This window comes from Actinacidiphila bryophytorum (assembly GCF_016916835.1).
GTDB lineage: Bacteria > Actinomycetota > Actinomycetes > Streptomycetales > Streptomycetaceae > Actinacidiphila > Actinacidiphila bryophytorum.
Window position 1 is genome coordinate 406,498 of sequence record NZ_JAFFIX010000003.1, and the last position, 17,856, is coordinate 424,353.

The following is a 17,856-nucleotide window of genomic DNA, read 5'->3' on the forward strand; positions in this document are numbered from 1 at the left end:
GGGCGCACCCGCATACGCCGAAGGGTCACACTGCCCGGCAGGTCTTCGCCGGATCGGCCAGTGCGGCGCCCCGCGCGCCCCCCGGGGACCGGAGTCCTGCCCGCCGGCGGCCAAGATCCTTTCGTCGGGTGTAGCGGCTCGACTACATTGTGCGCATCGGCGGCGACGAGGGGCAGACGCGCCATGGAAGCCATGGATTACGAGGGCACGCACGGCTACGGCCACGGCCAGGGGCGGCCGGGTGACGGCCCGCCCGGCGCGCCGGCCCCGCCGTCCGCACCGCCCAGGCCCGGCACCCCGGTCCCGCGGCCCGCCGCGCCGCCGCCGATGCCGGTCAAGGCGCCGCCCGCCTCCGCCCTGGAGATCTGGCTGCGCACCCCCCGCGCCGCCGACGCCCCCGGCATCTACGGCTTCGGCCACACCCCCCGCCCCAAACCTGACCCCAGGCGGCTGCCCGCCAGGCGGCTCCTCGGCGGCGCCCTGCTCAGCCTGCTGGTCGGGCTGCTGGTCTGGTCGGTGTTCAGGGACGGCTACTTCGACTTCTGGATCTGGCCGGCGATATGGGTCACGCCCGACCACTGGCGCAGCGGCGCCGGCGGCGACACCAACGCCTTCAACATCGTCACCCGCATCTGGGCCTGGCTGTGCACCCTCGCGCTCGCCTGGATCTGCGCCAGGATCGGCAACTGGGGCCAGGTGTGGCGGCGCTTCGTGACGCCCGCGCTGAGCAGGCTCGTCGACGAGCCGGACAAGGGCAGCGCAGCCGCCGTCCAGGCCGGCCTGCCCGACCCCGTCGAATGGCCGGAGCTGCGCGCCGCGCAGCGCCACGCACTCGCCGACCGCCTCACCACCGAAGTCCGCACCGGCCGCATGAACGACGTCGACTACACCCGCATCAGCCGCGCCTGGCGCGCAGCGCTGTCCGACCCCGGCGGGCTCGACGCCTTCACCGACGGCGTGCTGCGCGACGGGGGAGCGGCCTGCGGGCACCCCTCGGGCGCGCGCGACCTGCCGCACCGCGCCGCACCGCACGACCTGCTGGCCCGGCAGGTGCGGATCGGCCGCGGCGTCGAGGACGACCGCAACCCCTACCAGCACCGCGGTTCCGGCATCGCCCTCGACCCGACGCTGCTGGGCACGGGGCTCGTCGTGGTCGGTCCCTCGGGGTCGGGCAAGACCCGGCAGGTGGTGCGCCCGGTCGCCGAGTCGCTGTGCCTGCAGGCGCTGGCGGGGCAGGCCGCCGTCGTCGTGGTCGGCGTGGCGGGCGCGGACCTCGGACCCGCCGACGCCTACGACGTCGTCATCGGGCTCGCCGACCCGGCGTCGCGCTACGACCTGGACCTCTACGGCACCGACGACCCCGACGCGGCAGCGGCGACCCTCGCGGAGGCGCTGGTCGACGCACAGGGCAGCGGCGACGTGCGCAGGGCGGCGACCGCCCTGGGCCAGATCCTCGGCCCCTTCGCCGCCGCCCGCGGCCGCTTCCCCGCCGTCTCCGAGCTGCGCGAGCTGCTGGACGGCACCCCGCACGCCTTCGCCGCCCTCCGCCAGGAGCTGGACGCGGCGGGCGCGCCAGGGATGGTCAGGGAGCTGAACGCCCGCGAGCGGCAGACCGGGCAGCGCGGCGACATCGGCCCGGTGCTCGCCGACCGGGTCGCGCTGTTCGACCGGCCGGCCTTCGCGGGCTTCTTCGACGTCACGGGCCGCACCCGGCCCTTCTCCATGCGCGCACTCGAACACCCGGTGCGGGTGCGCGTCGACCTGCCGCGGCACGGCCACGCCGAGGCCGCCAGGATCCTGGTGCGGCTGGTGCTCGCGCAGTTCACCGCCGCGGCCGTCGCGCGGCGGGACCGCTCGCTCTTCGCCTGCCTGGTGGTCGACGACGCCGGGCACGCGGTCACCCCGGAGTCGGTGCGCGGCTTCGCCCGGCTGCGTTCCGCGAACGCCGGCGTCCTGATGGCGCTGCGGACCCTGGACGACGTTCCCGAGGACCTGCGGACGGCGCTGCTCGGCGCGATGGGGTGCCGGATGGCGATGTCCGGGGTCACCACCTGGGACGGCAAGCGCTTCGCCGAGGCATGGGGGACCACCTGGGTGGAGACCAGGGACATCACCAGGACCCCCGACCAGTCCGGCGGCCTGCCGCGGCGGCTCAGCCGCGGGGTGCGCAAGCTCTTCACCGGCGAGGCGGTCACCACGGAGTCGGTGACGGTCAGGGAGGTGGAGCGGGAGCGGTGGTCAGCCTCCGACCTCGCGCACTCGGTGCCGACCGGGCACGCGGTGCTGTCGCTGACGGCGACCGCGGGCGAGCACGCCCCGCCGATCCTGCTGGACCTGCGCGGCTGAGGCGCGGGCGACGCCCGGGTGGCCCGGGTGACGGTCCGGTGATGCGCGGGTGCAGCCGAGGTGACGGGCCGCGCCTGTACGGTGCGGCACAATTGAAGGGGGCGACCACTCCCGGTCGGCCAAAAGTCCAGCGATTGCCGGTAACTGGTCCGTATGCCGCTCACCCTCGCGTCCCTCGTGCAGCACTCGGCGCTCAAGCTGACCGTCCTCGCCGGGAAGGACCGGCTGGACTGCGAGGTCCGTTGGGTGCACACCAGCGAGCTGGACGACCCCGGCCCGTACCTGGAGGGCGGCGAACTGCTGCTGACCACCGGGCTCAAGCTGGAGGTCGGCGACCCCGAGGCGATGCGCGGCTATGTGCGGCGGCTGACCGCCGCGAAGGTCGTCGGGCTGGGCTTCGGCGTCGGGGTGGGCCACGACAGCGTCCCCGACGCCCTGGTGGCGGCGGCAGAGCGGGCCGGGCTGCCGCTGCTGGAAGTGCCGCGCAGGACGCCCTTCATCGCGATCAGCAAGACCGTGTCCGCGGCGCTCGCGGCCGAGCGCTACAAGGCGGTGACCGCGGGGTTCGACGCCCAGCGCGAGCTGACCCGGGCCGCGCTCGCCCCCGACGGCACCGCGGCGCTGCTGGCCCGGCTGGCAGCCCACCTCGACGGCTGGGCCGCGCTCTACGACGCGTCGGGCACGGTGGTCGCCGCCGCACCGGAGTGGGCGGGCCGCCGCGCCGCCCGGCTGGCCGGCGAGATCGACCGGCTGCGGGACATCCAGGGGCACGCGGGGGCCGCCGTCGCAGGCCCCGCGGGCAGCGAGGACCGGGTCGAGATCCAGTCGCTGGGCACCGGGCGCCGTCCGCGCGGCTTCCTCGCGGTCGGCACCGAGGAGCGCCTCGACACCTCTGCGCGTTACGTCGTGCACGCCGCCGTGGCCCTGCTGACCCTCTCGCTGGAGCAGTCCCGCACCCTGCAGGACGCGCACACCCGGCTGGCCGCGGCGCTGCTGCGGATGCTGCTGGCCGGCGAGGCCGGCCACGCCCGCAGCGTCGCCGGCGCCCTCTACCGCGGCCTGCTCGACCACCCGGTGCGGGTGCTGATCGCCGAGCCCTCCGACGCCCAGCGCGGCCCCGAGGCCCTGGCTCTGCTGGCCGAGCGGGTCGAGGCGGCTGCCGCCCGCTCGGGCGACCCGCTACTGGCGATCCACGAGGACGGCCGGCTGATCGTGCTGGCCGCGCAGGACGCCACCGCGCTGGCCGCGGCGGCCGACCTGGCCGAGGCGGAGGACGCATTGGCCGCGGGGCTGTCTGCCGCGGTTGCGCCCGAGGAGGTGCCGGAGGCGCACCGGCAGGCCGAGCGGGCGCTGGCCGTCGCGGTCCGCAGGGGCCGCAACCTGGTCGAGCACGGCGAGGTGGGCGCGGGCTCCGTGCTGCCGCTGCTGGCGGACGACGCCGTGCGGGCCTTCGCCGAGGGCCTGCTGCGGCCGCTGCGCGAGCACGACGCGACCTCGCGCGGCGACCTGGTCGCCTCGCTGCACGCCTGGCTCTCCCACCACGGCCAGTGGGACGCGGCGGCGGCCGACCTGGGCGTGCACCGGCACACCCTGCGCTACCGGATGCGGCGCGTCGAGGAGATCCTCGGCCGTTCCCTGGACGATCCCGATGTGCGCATGGAGCTGTGGCTGGCCCTCAAGACCGAGGCCGAGACCGGCTCGGCCTGACCGGCCCCGTCACGGCGCCGACGTCGCGCCCGCGCCCGCGCCCGTACCCGTACCGCCGGAAGCGGCCGCCGCCCTGCGGGCCGCCAGGTCCCAGGACAGCCGGACGGTCAGCCCCGCCTCCGTCCCGGCCTCTGCGATGACGCCGAGCAGCTGCCCCGACTTCACCGCCAGCTTGAGGCCGAACTCCACCTCGAAGGCGTCGGGGGAGCCGGCGGCGCCGCCCTCGGTGATGGTCTGCGCGGCCCAGCGGCCGACGCTGCGCACGGTGTCGCGGACCCCTTCCAGGGTCAGGGTGACCGCGGAGCCCATCGCGGCGGCCCGTGAGCGTACGCCCACGTCGTCGTAGTCGCCGTGCTCGTCGGGGTGCTGGAAGGGCACCTCGCCGACGATCTCCGCCTCCACCGTCGAGCCGTCGTCCAGTGCGATCGTGACCGTCTGCGCCATCGCCCGTCCCCTCCCGTGCCAGGGGCGCCAGGATATTGCCGGCGGCCGCGGGGCGGGGCCGCTTCCGGCGCACGCGGCCCGCCCGGCTGCGCTGGCCATTCCGTAGCGCGCCGGCGTACGCGTACTCCGCCGTGGACAACGTGGCCCGCCGCGGCCCGCGCCTACCGTTGCAGGCAGCGACACCGGCGACAGAAGGGCGGAAGAACCGTGACGACCGCAGCCCCGTACGCGTTCTGGCTGGCGGGCCGGCAGGCCACCGGCACCGGCGCCTTCGACGTGACCAGCCCCTGGGACGGCGCCCTGGTCGGCCGGGTGAGCGTGCCGGACGACGCGCAGGTCGAGCAGGCGGTCGCGGCGGCCGAGGCCGCGGCGGCCGGGTTCTCCGCGACGCCCGCGCATGTGCGCGCGTCGGCGCTCGACCATGTCTCGCGGCGGCTGGCCGAGCGCAGCGAGGAGATCGCCCGGCTGATCACCGCGGAGAACGGCAAGCCCCTGAAGTGGGCGCGGGGTGAGGTCGGCCGCGCGGTGTCGGTCTTCCGCTGGGCCGCAGAGGAAGCCCGCCGCTTCAACTCCGGCGAGGCGCAGCGGCTGGACACCGACCCGGGCGGTGTCGGCAGGCTCGCGCTGACCCGGCGCTTCGGGCGCGGCCCTGTGCTGGGCATCGCCCCCTTCAACTTCCCGCTGAACCTGGTGGCCCACAAGGTCGCCCCGGCCCTCGCCGTCGGCGTGCCGATCATCCTCAAGCCGGCGCCCGCGACCCCGCTGTCGGCGCTGCTGCTCGGCGAGATCCTGGCCGAGACCGAAGGACTGCCGGCCGGCTCCTGGAGCGTCCTGCCGGTGCCCAACGACCGGATGCCCGCGCTGGTGCAGGACCCGCGGCTGCCGGTGATCTCCTTCACCGGCTCCGACACCGTGGGCCACGCCATCGCCGACTCGGTGCCGCGCAAGCACGTCACCTTGGAGCTGGGCGGCAACGCGGCGGCCGTGGTGCTCGCCGACTGGTCGTCGGACGCCGACCTGGACTGGGCGGCGGGCCGGATCGCGACCTTCGCCAACTACCAGGGCGGCCAGTCCTGCATCTCCGTGCAGCGGGTCGTCGCCGACGCGGCCGTCTACGACGCCCTGGCCGAGCGCATCGTGGCCAAGGTCCGCGAGCAGGCCACCGGCGACCCCGCGGACGAGGCCACCGACGTCGGCCCGCTGGTGAACGAGGCCGCGGCCGTACGCGTCGCCGACTGGGTGGACGACGCGGTGGCCAAGGGCGCCAAGCTGCTGACCGGCGGCACCCGCGACGGGGCCAGTTACGCCCCCACCGTGCTGGCCGACCTGCCCGCCGACGCCGTACTCGCCACCGAGGAGGCCTTCGGCCCCGTCCTGTCACTGCATCGGGTCAACGGCCCCGCGGAAGCCTTCGCGGCCGTCAACGACTCCCGCTTCGGCCTGCAGGCCGGCGTCTTCACCCACGACCTGCAGCTGGCCTTCCGCGCCCACCGCGAGCTGGAGGTCGGCGGCGTGGTCATCGGCGACGCGCCCTCCTACCGGGCCGACCAGATGCCCTACGGCGGCGTCAAGGACTCCGGCTCGGGGCGCGAGGGCGTGAAGTACGCGATGGAGGACTACACCTACGAAAGGGTCCTGGTCCTCACCGGCCTCGACCTGTGAGCGGCCGGCCCGGGGCGCGGACCTCGCTCCTGCGCCCCGGGCTGACGCCTCGTCTGGTGGGGTCGGCGGAAATCGGGTAGTACGGACAGGTAGCACCGGTCGGTAACCGGCTACCCGGAGGTGACGCAACCGTGTCCGCACCCGCCGCAACACGCAAGGTCTCAGAACGCGAAGCACGCCAGGTGGCCGAGGCCGCCCGCGAGCGGGACTGGCACCGCCCGAGCTTCGCCAAGGAGCTGTTCCTCGGCCGCTTCCGCCTCGACCTGATCAACCCCTACCCGCAGCCGTCGCCCGACGCCGTCGCCAAGGGCGAGGAGTTCCTCGCCCGGCTGCGGGACTTCTGCGAGACCTCCATCGACGGCGCCAGGATCGACCGCGAGGCGCGCATCCCGGACGAGACGATCCTCGGCCTGAAGGAGCTGGGCGCCCTCGGCATGAAGATCGACCCCGCCTACGGCGGGCTCGGCCTCACCCAGGTGTACTACAACAAGGCGCTCGCCCTGGTCGGCTCCGCGAGCCCCGCCGTCGGTGCCCTGCTGTCCGCGCACCAGTCGATCGGCGTACCGCAGCCGGTGAAGATGTTCGGCACCAAGGAGCAGAAGGAGGCATTCCTGCCGCGCTGCGCCCGCAGCGACATCAGCGCCTTCCTGCTCACCGAGCCCGACGTCGGCTCCGACCCGGCCAGGCTCGCCACCGCGGCCGTCCCCGACGGGGACGACTACGTGCTCGACGGCGTGAAGCTGTGGACCACCAACGGCGTCGTCGCCGACCTGCTGGTCGTCATGGCCCGGGTGCCCGCATCCGAGGGCCACAAGGGCGGCATCACCGCCTTCGTCGTAGAGGCCGCGGCCGAGGGCGTCACCGTCGAGCACCGCAACGCCTTCATGGGCCTGCGCGGCATCGAGAACGGCGTGACCCGCTTCCACCAGGTGCGGGTGCCGGCCGCCAACCGCATCGGCCCCGAGGGCGCGGGCCTGAAGATCGCGCTGACCACCCTCAACACCGGGCGGCTCTCGCTGCCGGCCGGCTGCGTCGGCGCCGCCAAGTGGTGCCTGAAGGTCGCCAGGCAGTGGTCCGCGGCCCGCGAGCAGTGGGGCAGGCCCATCGCCGAGCACGAGGCCGTCGGCTCCAAGATCGCCTACATCGCCGCCACCACCTTCGCCCTCGAAGCGGTGCTCGACCTGTCCTCGCAGATGGCCGACGAGGAGCGCAACGACATCAGGATCGAGGCGGCACTGGCCAAGCTCTACGGCTCGGAGGCGGCCTGCCTGATCGCCGACGAGCTGGTGCAGATCCGCGGCGGCCGCGGCTTCGAGACCGCGGACTCGCTGGCCGCCCGCGGCGAGCGGGCCGTACCCGCCGAGCAGCTGCTGCGCGACCTGCGGATCAACCGGATCTTCGAGGGCTCCACCGAGATCATGCACCTGCTGATCGCCCGGGAGGCCGTCGACGCCCACCTGTCGGTCGCCGGCGACCTCATCGACCCGGACGTCTCGCTCGGCGACAAGGCGAGGGCAGGCGCCAAGGCCGGCGGCTTCTACGCCAAGTGGCTGCCCAAGCTCGTCGCGGGACCCGGGCAGCTGCCGACCTCGTACGCCGAGTTCGACGGCCTGGCCACCCACCTGCGCTACGTCGAGCGCAGCGCACGCAAGCTGGCACGCTGCACCTTCTACGCCATGTCGCGCTGGCAGGGCCGGATGGAGACCAAGCAGAACTTCCTCGCCCGCATCGTGGACATCGGCGCGGAGCTGTTCGCGATGAGCGCCGCGTGCGTCCGTGCCCAGCACCTGGCGGCGAGCGGCGACAACGGGCCGCAGGCGCGGCAGCTGGCCGACACCTTCTGCAAGCAGGCGCGGGTGCGTACCGACGAGCTGTTCGCCCGGCTGTGGACCAACACTGACAGCGCCGACCGCGCCCTGACCAGGGCGGTGCTGCGCGGGGACGCCGAGTGGCTGGAAGCGGGCGTCGTCGACCCCAGCCGGGAGGGCCCGTGGATCGCGCCGGCCGAGCCCGGCCCGTCGCAGACCCCCAACGTGCACCGGCCCGTGCACTGAGCCCCGCCGCGGCCGATCGCCGTCCACAGCCCGCGCGGGGCAGTGGACGGCGCACCGCTTCCGCACGACACAATGGCCCCATGACGGATGCTCTCGCAGACCCGCACTACCGCCCGCACACCGCCGGCGAACCGGCGAACGGCGGCCCCCGCGACATCGTGATCCTCGGCTCCACGGGGTCGATCGGAACCCAGGCCATCGACGTGGTGCTCCGCAACCCGGACCGCTTCCGCGTCACCGCGATCTCCGCCGCCGGCAGCCGGGTCAGGCTGCTCGCCGAGCAGGCCCACCAGCTGCGCGTACAGACCGTTGCCGTCTCCGACGAGGCAGCGGTCGGCCCGCTGCGCGAGCTGCTGGCCGAGCTGTACGGACCCGGAGAAGCGCTGCCCGAGATCATCGCAGGACCGGGCGCGGCCACCGAGGCCGCCGCCCTGGAATGCCACTCCGTGCTCAACGGCATCACCGGCTCCATCGGCCTGCGCCCCACGCTGGCCGCGCTGCAGGCCGACCGGGTGCTGATCCTGGCCAACAAGGAGTCGCTCATCGTCGGCGGCCCCCTGGTCAAGGCGCTGGCCAAGCCCGGCCAGATCGTGCCCGTCGACTCCGAGCACTCCGCGCTCTTCCAGGCCATGATGGCCGGCCGCCGCCAGGAGGTGCGCAAGCTCCTGGTCACCGCCTCCGGTGGCCCCTTCCGCGGCCGCAGCAGGGCCGAGCTGGCCGCGGTCACCCCCGCTGACGCACTGGCGCACCCCACCTGGGACATGGGCCCGGTCATCACCGTCAACTCCGCGACGCTGGTCAACAAGGGCCTTGAGGTGATCGAGGCGCACCTGCTCTACGACGTCCCCTTCGACCGCATCGAGGTCGTCGTCCACCCCCAGTCGTACATCCACTCCATGGTCGAGTTCGTCGACGGCTCCACAATTGCCCAGGCCAGCCCGCCGGACATGCGGATGCCGATCGCGCTGGGCCTGGGCTGGCCGGACCGGGTGCCGGACGCCGCGCCGGCCTTCGACTGGTCCAAGGCGTCCACGTGGGAGTTCTTCCCGCTGGACGAGGACGCCTTCCCCTCGGTCGCACTGGCCCGCCATGTCGGTAGCCTCGGGGGCACCGCACCCGCGGTGTTCAACGCGGCCAACGAGGAGTGCGTCGACGCCTTCCTCGCCGGCCGGCTGGCGTTCACCGGGATCGTGGACACCGTCGCACAGGTCGTCGAGGAACACGGCACACCCGAGCCGGGAACTTCTCTGACGGTCGAGAACGTCCTCGAAGCGGAGGCCTGGGCACGCGCCCGGGCCGTGGAACTGGCCAGGACATCGGAGGCAACAGGCGTATGACCGCTCTCATGACGGTCCTCGGCATAGTGGTCTTCGCCGTGGGCCTGATGGTCTCCATCGCCTGGCACGAGCTGGGCCACCTCTCCACGGCCAAGCTGTTCAAGATCCGCGTGCCGCAGTACATGGTGGGTTTCGGCCCCACCATCTGGTCGCGCAAGAAGGGCGAGACCGAGTACGGCTTCAAGGCCATCCCGCTGGGCGGCTACATCCGCATGATCGGGATGTTCCCGCCCGGCGAGGACGGCAGGATCACCGCCCGTTCCACCTCGCCGTGGCGCAGCATGATCGAGGACGCCCGCTCCGCCGCCTTCGAGGAGCTCAAGCCGGGCGACGAGACGCGGCTGTTCTACACGCGCAAGCCGTGGAAGCGCGTCATCGTGATGTTCGCCGGGCCGTTCATGAACCTGATCCTGGCCTTCGCGCTGGCCCTGTCGGTCTTCATGGGCATCGGCATCGCCGAGTCGACCACCGTCGTCAGCTCGGTCAGCGACTGCGTGATCTCCCAGGCCGACACCGCCAAGCGCAACCCGGACAACCCCTGCCTGCCCACCGACCCGGTCGCGCCGGCCAAGACCGCGGGCTTCCTGCCGGGCGACAAGTTCCTGGAGTTCAACGGCCGCCCGGTCGACGGCTGGGCCGACCTGTCCAAGGACATCAGGAACGGGGCGGGACCCGCCGTCATCGTGGTCGAGCGGGCCGGCAAGCGGGTCACCCTGACCCCGGTGATCACCAAGAACGTCGTGGCCAAGACCGACAGCGACGGCAACATCGAGGACGGCACGGTGACGGCCGGCTTCCTCGGGTTCAGCCCCGCGAGCCACATCCAGCCGCAGGGCTTCACCAGCTCGGTCGGCCACATGGGCGACATGGCGCGGCAGGGCCTGGACTCGCTGCTGCGGCTGCCGCAGCGCATCCCCGACCTGTGGCGGGCCACCTTCGACGGCGCCCCGCGCAAGGCGGACTCCCCGATGGGTGTGGTCGGCGCGGCCCGGGTCGGCGGCGAGGTCTTCTCGCTCAAGGAACCGGCCATCGACCGGATCGCCACCATGGTGATGCTCGTCGCAGGCTTCAACCTGTCGCTGTTCCTGTTCAACATGCTGCCGCTGCTGCCGCTGGACGGCGGCCATGTGGCGGGCGCCCTGTGGGAGTCGCTGCGGCGGCACACCGCGCGGGTCTTCCGCAAGCCCGACCCGGGACCGTTCGACGTGGCCAAGCTCATGCCGGTGGCGTACGTCGTGGCCGGAATCTTCGTGTCCTTCACCTTGCTGGTCCTGATCGCCGATGTGGTCAACCCGGTCAAACTGAGTTCGTAATGCCCTGAGCCGAGTGAGAGACGCGGGGCGGGTGCCGTAACCTCGAAGCGGAGCCCGCCCACGCCGGGACTTGAGCCACACCTTGGGGAAGCCACGCAGATGACCGCGATTTCGCTCGGTATGCCGGATGTTCCGATCAAGCTCGCCGAACGCCGCAAAAGCCGTCAGATCCAGGTGGGAAGCGTCGCCGTGGGCGGCGACGCTCCGGTGTCCGTCCAGTCCATGACCACCACGCGGACCTCCGACATCGGTGCCACCCTGCAGCAGATCGCCGAGCTGACCGCCTCCGGCTGCCAGATCGTCCGGGTCGCCTGCCCCACCCAGGACGACGCCGACGCGCTCGCCACGATCGCCAGGAAGTCCCAGATCCCGGTCATCGCCGACATCCATTTCCAGCCGAAGTACGTCTTCGCCGCGATCGACGCCGGCTGCGCCGCGGTGCGGGTCAACCCCGGCAACATCAAGCAGTTCGACGACAAGGTCCGGGAGATCGCCAAGGCCGCGTCCGACGCGGGCGTGCCGATCAGGATCGGCGTCAACGCCGGCTCCCTCGACCGCCGCCTGCTGGAGAAGTACGGCAAGGCCACCCCCGAGGCGCTGGCGGAGTCCGCGCTGTGGGAGGCGTCGCTGTTCGAGGAGCACGGCTTCCGCGACATCAAGATCTCTGTCAAGCACAACGACCCGGTCGTGATGGTCGCCGCCTACCGGCTGCTGGCCCAGAAGTGCGACTACCCGCTGCACCTCGGCGTGACCGAGGCGGGTCCCGCCTTCCAGGGCACCATCAAGTCCGCGGTCGCCTTCGGCGCGCTGCTGTCCGAGGGCATCGGCGACACCATCCGCGTCTCGCTGTCCGCCCCGCCGGCCGAGGAGGTCAAGGTCGGCATCCAGATCCTGGAGTCGCTGAACCTGCGCCAGCGCCGGCTGGAGATCGTCTCCTGCCCGTCCTGCGGCCGCGCCCAGGTCGACGTCTACAAGCTCGCCGACCAGGTCACCGCCGGTCTTGAGGGCATGGAGGTGCCGCTGCGCGTCGCCGTCATGGGCTGCGTCGTCAACGGCCCCGGCGAGGCCCGCGAGGCCGACCTCGGCGTCGCCTCGGGCAACGGCAAGGGGCAGATCTTCGTCAAGGGCGAGGTCATCAAGACCGTCCCCGAGTCGAAGATCGTCGAGACGCTGATCGAGGAGGCCATGAAGCTCGCCGAGCAGATGGAGGACGCGGGCGTGGCCTCGGGCGAACCCCAGGTGAGCGTCTCCTGAACGGCTCGAAAGCGGCCGGCCCCGTGGCCGGGAGGCACCACCACGGGGTACGGCCCAGCCGCGCGAGGTAAAGTGCCCAGACCATTCCCCGCCTGCACGAGCGGACCAGAAGGCGAAGACGGTGAGGCCTCCACGTGCTGACCCACCCGACTGCCCGCGTCCTGGAACCCGGTGACCTCGACGCGGCGCTTGCCGTGCTGCACAGCGACCCGGTCGCCAACGCCTTCGTGACCTCCCGGGTCAATGTCGCCGGGCTCGACCCGTGGCGGCTCGGCGGCGAGATGTGGGGATGGTACGCGGCAGGCAAGCTCACCTCGCTGTGCTACGCCGGCGCCAACCTCGTACCGATCTGCGCCACACCGGAGGCGGTCGCCGCCTTCGCCGAGCGCGCCCGCAGGTCCGGCCGCCGCTGCTCGTCCATCGTCGGCCCCGCCGAGGCCACCGCCGAGCTGTGGTCGCGGCTGGAACCGCACTGGGGGCCGGCCCGCGAGGTGCGCCGCCACCAGCCGCTGATGGCCACCCGCGCGCTGCCCGCCGGCATCGCACCCGACCCGGGGGTGCGCAGGGTGCGCAAGGACGAGATGGAGGTGATCATGCCGGCCTGCGTGGCGATGTTCACCGAGGAGGTCGGCGTCTCGCCGCTGGCCGGCGACGGCGGCCTGCTCTACCAGGCCAGGGTCGCCGAACTCGTCTCCACCGGGCGGGCGTTCGCCCGTATCGAGAACGGCGAGGTGGTCTTCAAGGCGGAGATCGGCGCCGTCACCCGCCACACCTGCCAGATCCAGGGCGTCTGGGTGGCCCCCTCGCACCGCGGCCGCCGGCTGTCGGAGTCCGGCATGGCCGCGGTCCTGCACTACGCCCTGCGCGACGTCGCCCCGGTCGTCAGCCTCTACGTCAACGACTTCAACACCGCGGCCCGCGCCGCCTACCGCCGGGTCGGCTTCACCGAGGTCGGCGCCTTCATGAGCGTCCTGTTCTAGCCATCCCCCCCGGGTCCGCAGGTGCGGCGCACGGACGCTGTGGGGAGCGAGGTCAGAAAGGCAGTAGGGTCGCGGCCCATGGAGAACGTGGTCATCGGGGCGGTCGATCTTGCCGCGCACGTCGACGAGGCGCTCGCCGTCCAGGCGCTCGCCTTCGGCCTCGGCCCCGACGAAGTGGCGATCCGGCGGCAGATCGTCCTGCGGCACCTGGCCTGCGACGGGGCGCGGTCGCTGGCGGCGCGCACCGGCAGCGGTCGGCTGGTCGGCTTCGTCTACGGGCTGCCCAACGACCGTACGCACTGGTGGTCGAGCGTCGTGCAGCCGTATCTGCGCCGGGAGGGCAACGACGACTGGCTCGACGACTCCTTCGTGATCACCGAACTGCACGTGCTGCCCGACTTCCAGGGCCGCGGCATCGGCCGCGCCCTGATCACCGCGATCACCGACGCGGCGACCGAGCCGCGCAGCATCCTGTCCGCGATCGACGGCGACACCCCCGCCCGGCGGCTCTACCACGCCCTGGGCTACCGCGACCTGGCTCGGCCCGTGCACTTCCCCAGCGCCGCCCGGCCCTACGCGGTGATGGGCGCCCCGCTACCGCTGCTGCGCTGACCCGCGGCTACAGCCAGCTGGCGAACTCCAGCAGCAGCTCGCCGTCCTCGCGGCCGCCCACCGACAGGTACCAGACGCCGGCCTCCACCGCACGGAAGACCGACCAGCCGCGCAGCCGCCCCGCGTCCACCTCCAGCGCGTCCGCGAGCTTGGCGATCCGCCGCCTGGCCGTGGCCCGCGAACCGGGCTGCGCCGCCAGCGTGGACAGCCGGTCCCTGGCCAGCCACGCCAGGTCGAAGGCCCGCTCGCCGACCAGCGGCTTGGGGTCGATCGCCAGCCACGGCATCCGCTCGCCCGCCAGCACGTTGCCCTGGTGGTAGTCGCCGTGCAGCAGCACGCTCTCCACCGCGTCCGCCGAGCCCGCCAGTTCGGCCTGCGCCGCCAGCGCGTCGTCGATCACCGCGACCGCGTCCGCCGCATAGGGCGCCGACCGACGCTCCCGCAGCAGCGCCGCCAGCTCACCGGTGGCCGCGGCGACCGAGCGGAAGGGGTGGCCCTGCGCCGGCGGCACCCACAGCCGCTGCAGGACGCCCTCGGCCTCCAGCAGCGCCTTGGGCTCGGCCAGCGAGCGCAGCGAGACGTCCGCCCGCAGCCGCTCCAGCAGCATCGCGCCCTCGGCGGGCTCGGCCCGCAGCAGGCGTACGGCGCCGCGCCCGCCCCAGTGCTCCAGGGCCGCGTGCTCCTGCTCGGTCTCCCGGTTGACCATGCCGACCTTGAGCACGGCGGGCTCGCCGTCCGAGGTGCGGACCAGCACGATCATGCTGATCTGGCCGCCGGCCGCGACGACCCGCTCCACGGTCAGCCCCCAGCGGTCGAAGCAGCCCGCGACCAGTGCCGGCAGCCGCGCCAGCCACTCCCGGCCCGCGCCGCCCTCCCACGCGGTGACCGTACGCACCAGCCGCTCGGGCGGTTCGAGGTCCGCGGCGGCGGGCCGTCCGTGGTGCGCTGCTGAACCCATCCTGTGCCCTGCCCTCCGTGCGGTTGGGCCCGGCGGGGCCGCTCAGCCGCGTTCCGCCAGACCCGGGAAGGCTACGCTGCCGCCGCGCCAGCGCACGGCCCGCACCGCCGCGTCGCGCAAGGCGCTCGCCGCGTCCCGCCGCAGGTCGCCGACCGTGCCGCGGACCATGTCGCCGTACGCGCCCGCCACCCGCTCCTCGACGTAGGCGGCCAGGCGTACCGCGGCGGCGGCGTCGGCGACGGGGAAGGGCAGCTCGTACCCTGCCGCCGCGGCCACCGGGGCGGCGCCGAGGTCGGCGACCGTGCGCATGAGGCTGTCGCGGCGCGCGCGGTGGGCGTCGTAGCCCTGCGCGGCCTCGGCCCGGCGGCTGCCGGTCAGGTGGCCGCCGGCCACGCCGTAGCCGTAGACCGCCGCGTGCTCGGCGGCCAGCGCCGCCTGCACCGCGTCGATGACCGAGTTCATCGTCCGTCCTTCCCGCCGGCCGGGGCGCCGAGCAGTGCCGCGTGGCCTGCGCCTGCCGCCGCGACCGAGGCCATCAGCCGGGCCAGCTCGCCGGGCACCGTGAGCAGGGCGGCGGCCCTGCGGTCGGCCAGTGCCCTTTCCGCGGCGGCCAGGGCGGCCAGCGCCTGGGCGGCGGTGGTGCCGGCGGGCGCGGCGGGCGGCCGGGTGCCGGCGGGCGCGGTGCCGCCGAAGGCCTCGATGTGCCGTACGACCTCGGCCCGCAGCGGCCGCAGCCGGGCTGCGAGCGAGGGGTGGGCGGCCGCGGCGGCGTCGTACCGTCCGAGCAGCTCGGCGCTGTCGCGTACCGCCGCCGCCTGTTCCGCGGCCCCGGGCAGCGCCGCGGGGGCCTTGCCGTCGGGCGCTCCCGACGCTCCGTCAGCGCCCTTGCCGCACCCGGCGCCGACCGCCACGACGGCCGCCGCCACCACACTCCGCCTGCTCAGCCGAGCGGCCGCCTCCGGGATCATGGGGGGAGTGTACGGGTGCCCGAGTGGCGCGGTGCGCTGCCCCGGCTCGGGTAGCCTTGCCCTTACACGCGACCTTCCATCACAACAGCACACGCGGCCGAGGAGTCACCCGGATGAGCACCACCCAGAGCGAGAGGCTGCGCGCGCTGCTTGAGCCGCTTGTCGGCGAGGCCGGGCTCGACCTGGAGGACGTCACCCTGACCGCGTCGGGCCGGCGGCGGCAGCTGCTGGTCGTGGTGGACGCCGAGGACGGGGTGGAGCTGGATACCGTGGCGGCCGTCAGCCGCACCGTCTCCCAGGCGCTGGACGACTCGGATGTGATGGGTGAGGCGGAGTACGTCCTTGAGGTCACCTCGCCGGGCACCGACCGGCCGCTGACCGAGCCGCGGCACTTCCGGCGCAACACGGGACGCCTGGTGAAGCTGGCGCTCAGGGAGCGCGGCGAGCTGATCGCACGGATCATGGCGGTGGACGAGACGGGTCTCGACCTGGAGGTGCCGGGCGTCAAGGGCCGTAAGCCCAAGCCCGCCCGCGCGGACTTCGCGGAGATCGCGAAGGCCCGGGTCGAGGTCGAGTTCAGCCGCAAGGCCGGTGGGCCCGACGACCTCGGTGACCAACTGGACGACGGCGACGACCCGGGCGACGGCGGAGACGACGACGGCGGCAGCGACATCGACGAGAGCACGCAGGAGGCGTAGCCGTGGACATCGACATGAAGGCCCTGCGGGGCCTGGTGCAGGAGCGGCAGATCTCCTTCGACCTGCTGGTCGAGGCCATCGAGTCGGCACTGCTGATCGCCTACCACCGCGAGCCGGGCAGCCACCGCCGGGCCAGGGTGGAGCTGGACCGCACCAGCGGGCACGTCACGGTGTGGGCCACCGAGGACCCCGAGGAGGTCGCCGAGGGGGCCGAGCCGCGCGAGTTCGACGACACGCCCTCCGGCTTCGGGCGGATCGCCGCCTCGACCGCCAAGCAGGTGATCCTGCAGCGGCTGCGCGACGCCGAGGACGACGTCACCTTCGGGGAGTACGCCGGCCGTGAGGGCGACATCGTGACCGGTGTCGTCCAGCAGGGCAAGGATCCCAAGAACGTGCTGGTCGACATCGGCAAGCTGGAGGCCATCCTGCCGGTGCAGGAGCAGGTGCCGGGCGAGGAGTACAAGCACGGCATCCGGCTGCGCACCTACGTGGTGCGGGTCGCCAAGGGCGTCCGCGGCCCGTCGGTGACCCTGTCGCGCACCCACCCCAACCTGGTCAGGAAGCTCTTTGCGCTCGAAGTGCCGGAGATCGCCGACGGCTCGGTGGTGATCGAGGCGATCGCCCGCGAGGCCGGCCACCGCACCAAGATCGCCGTCAGGTCGGCGCGCTCCGGGCTCAACGCCAAGGGCGCCTGCATCGGCCCGATGGGCGCCCGGGTGCGGGCGGTCATGGCCGAGCTGCACGGCGAGAAGATCGACATCGTGGACTGGTCGGACGACCCGGCCGAGATGGTGGCGAACGCGCTGTCGCCCGCCCGGGTGTCCCGGGTCGAGGTGGTGGACGCCGGCGCCCGCTCCGCGCGCGTCACGGTGCCCGACTACCAGCTGTCACTGGCCATCGGCAAGGAGGGGCAGAACGCCCGGCTCGCCGCCCGGCTCACCGGGTGGCGGATCGACATCCGCCCCGACACCGAAGGTGCCGAGCAGCCGCCTGCCGCCCCCCGGTCACCGGTGCAGGCGCGTCCGGAAGGCTGAAACGCGACCCACGTGTGGCCGAATCCCCGGCTGCCATGAAACGAACAGCCGTGCGTCGGCACACTCGAAGGAGTGAGGTCCGCGCGGGGAGGTAGACTGAAGAGTGTCTGGTCGGACGCTGTCGCCAGCATGCCCGGAGCGTACGTGCGTCGGCTGTCGTCAGCGAGCGGCCAAGAGCGAACTGCTGCGTGTGGTGATGAGCGGGGACGCCTGCGTTCCCGATCATCGCGGTACGCTGCCCGGTCGGGGTGCATATCTGCATCCCGCCCTTGCCTGCCTCGACCTGGCGGTCCGCCGCCGGGCGTTCGGCCGGGCCTTCCGAGGCCCGGTGGCGCCCGATACCGCGGAATTGCGCCGGTTTGTCGAGCAGCAGGCAACCCCGTAAGAAGGCAAGAAGAGTACGGCACGGGTCAGCCCGTGCGATCAGGTACCTCGCGAGATGGAAGTAGGTCGAGATTGCGATGAGCACTCGATGAGTACGCGATGAGT

Annotated in this window: 16 protein-coding genes; 12 read left to right on the plus strand and 4 right to left on the minus strand. The window is 73.5% G+C overall.

Annotated features, from left to right (window positions below; genetic code table 11):
• Nucleotides 1-192 precede the first annotated feature (192 nt).
• Nucleotides 193-2,346 carry a type IV secretory system conjugative DNA transfer family protein gene (locus JT723_RS06990; RefSeq protein WP_205043663.1) on the plus strand — a complete coding sequence of 718 codons (2,154 nt, stop codon included), beginning with the start codon at nucleotides 193-195 and terminating at the stop codon, nucleotides 2,344-2,346.
• 153 nt (nucleotides 2,347-2,499) lie between these two features.
• Nucleotides 2,500-4,053: a PucR family transcriptional regulator gene (locus tag JT723_RS06995; RefSeq protein ID WP_205043574.1), complete on the plus strand. Its 1,554-nt coding sequence runs from the start codon at nucleotides 2,500-2,502 to the stop codon at nucleotides 4,051-4,053.
• Nucleotides 4,054-4,062: 9 nt separating this feature from the next.
• Here the strand turns inward: JT723_RS06995 and JT723_RS07000 are convergent, their stop codons facing one another.
• Nucleotides 4,063-4,497 (minus strand): CU044_2847 family protein, encoded by a 435-nt coding sequence (locus JT723_RS07000; RefSeq protein ID WP_205043575.1) that lies wholly within the window; start codon nucleotides 4,495-4,497, stop codon nucleotides 4,063-4,065.
• A gap of 207 nt (nucleotides 4,498-4,704) precedes the next feature.
• Here JT723_RS07000 and JT723_RS07005 point away from each other — a divergent pair, with 207 nt between their 5' ends.
• The 7 genes from JT723_RS07005 to JT723_RS07035 all read left to right on the plus strand — a co-directional run bounded on the left by JT723_RS07005 (nucleotide 4,705) and on the right by JT723_RS07035 (nucleotide 13,709).
• Entirely contained in the window at nucleotides 4,705-6,159 is a 1,455-nt protein-coding gene (locus JT723_RS07005) for an aldehyde dehydrogenase family protein (protein WP_205043576.1), read from the plus strand.
• A gap of 131 nt (nucleotides 6,160-6,290) precedes the next feature.
• On the plus strand, nucleotides 6,291-8,213 hold the full coding sequence (locus JT723_RS07010) for an acyl-CoA dehydrogenase family protein (RefSeq protein WP_205043577.1): 1,923 nt from the start codon (nucleotides 6,291-6,293) through the stop codon (nucleotides 8,211-8,213).
• A gap of 80 nt (nucleotides 8,214-8,293) precedes the next feature.
• Nucleotides 8,294-9,550, plus strand: coding sequence for a 1-deoxy-D-xylulose-5-phosphate reductoisomerase (gene dxr, locus JT723_RS07015; protein WP_205043578.1), 1,257 nt, complete (start codon nucleotides 8,294-8,296; stop codon nucleotides 9,548-9,550).
• The gene (locus JT723_RS07020; RefSeq protein ID WP_205043579.1) at nucleotides 9,547-10,863 is read left to right on the plus strand and encodes a M50 family metallopeptidase; all 1,317 of its coding nucleotides are present in this window, start codon (nucleotides 9,547-9,549) and stop codon (nucleotides 10,861-10,863) included. The genes dxr and JT723_RS07020 overlap by 4 nt, the downstream gene beginning before the upstream one ends.
• Before the next feature lie 99 nt (nucleotides 10,864-10,962).
• Nucleotides 10,963-12,117 carry a flavodoxin-dependent (E)-4-hydroxy-3-methylbut-2-enyl-diphosphate synthase gene (ispG, locus tag JT723_RS07025; protein ID WP_033173028.1) on the plus strand — a complete coding sequence of 385 codons (1,155 nt, stop codon included), beginning with the start codon at nucleotides 10,963-10,965 and terminating at the stop codon, nucleotides 12,115-12,117.
• A gap of 134 nt (nucleotides 12,118-12,251) precedes the next feature.
• Nucleotides 12,252-13,097 carry a GNAT family N-acetyltransferase gene (locus JT723_RS07030; protein ID WP_205043580.1) on the plus strand — a complete coding sequence of 282 codons (846 nt, stop codon included), beginning with the start codon at nucleotides 12,252-12,254 and terminating at the stop codon, nucleotides 13,095-13,097.
• 78 nt (nucleotides 13,098-13,175) lie between these two features.
• On the plus strand, nucleotides 13,176-13,709 hold the full coding sequence (locus tag JT723_RS07035; protein WP_205043581.1) for a GNAT family N-acetyltransferase: 534 nt from the start codon (nucleotides 13,176-13,178) through the stop codon (nucleotides 13,707-13,709).
• A 7-nt stretch (nucleotides 13,710-13,716) separates the two neighbouring features.
• Here the strand turns inward: JT723_RS07035 and JT723_RS07040 are convergent, their stop codons facing one another.
• Genes JT723_RS07040 through JT723_RS07050 form a run of 3 tightly spaced genes read right to left on the minus strand, consistent with a single transcriptional unit; the run spans nucleotide 13,717 to nucleotide 15,635 of the window.
• Nucleotides 13,717-14,667 carry an aminoglycoside phosphotransferase family protein gene (locus tag JT723_RS07040; protein ID WP_205043582.1) on the minus strand — a complete coding sequence of 317 codons (951 nt, stop codon included), beginning with the start codon at nucleotides 14,665-14,667 and terminating at the stop codon, nucleotides 13,717-13,719.
• A 42-nt stretch (nucleotides 14,668-14,709) separates the two neighbouring features.
• Nucleotides 14,710-15,129, minus strand: a complete 420-nt coding sequence (locus JT723_RS07045; RefSeq protein ID WP_205043583.1) for a ferritin-like domain-containing protein — start codon at nucleotides 15,127-15,129, stop codon at nucleotides 14,710-14,712.
• Entirely contained in the window at nucleotides 15,126-15,635 is a 510-nt protein-coding gene (locus tag JT723_RS07050; RefSeq protein WP_205043584.1) for a hypothetical protein, read from the minus strand. The genes JT723_RS07045 and JT723_RS07050 overlap by 4 nt, the downstream gene beginning before the upstream one ends.
• Nucleotides 15,636-15,748: 113 nt before the next feature.
• Between JT723_RS07050 and rimP the strand changes: the two genes are divergently transcribed.
• The 3 genes from rimP to JT723_RS07065 all read left to right on the plus strand — a co-directional run bounded on the left by rimP (nucleotide 15,749) and on the right by JT723_RS07065 (nucleotide 17,752).
• Nucleotides 15,749-16,333 (plus strand): ribosome maturation factor RimP, encoded by a 585-nt coding sequence (rimP, locus tag JT723_RS07055; RefSeq protein WP_205043585.1) that lies wholly within the window; start codon nucleotides 15,749-15,751, stop codon nucleotides 16,331-16,333.
• Nucleotides 16,334-16,335: 2 nt separating this feature from the next.
• Nucleotides 16,336-17,367 carry a transcription termination factor NusA gene (gene nusA, locus JT723_RS07060; protein WP_205043586.1) on the plus strand — a complete coding sequence of 344 codons (1,032 nt, stop codon included), beginning with the start codon at nucleotides 16,336-16,338 and terminating at the stop codon, nucleotides 17,365-17,367.
• Nucleotides 17,368-17,470: 103 nt separating this feature from the next.
• Nucleotides 17,471-17,752, plus strand: a complete 282-nt coding sequence (locus JT723_RS07065; RefSeq protein WP_205043587.1) for a YlxR family protein — start codon at nucleotides 17,471-17,473, stop codon at nucleotides 17,750-17,752.
• The last annotated feature ends 104 nt before the right edge of the window (nucleotides 17,753-17,856 follow it).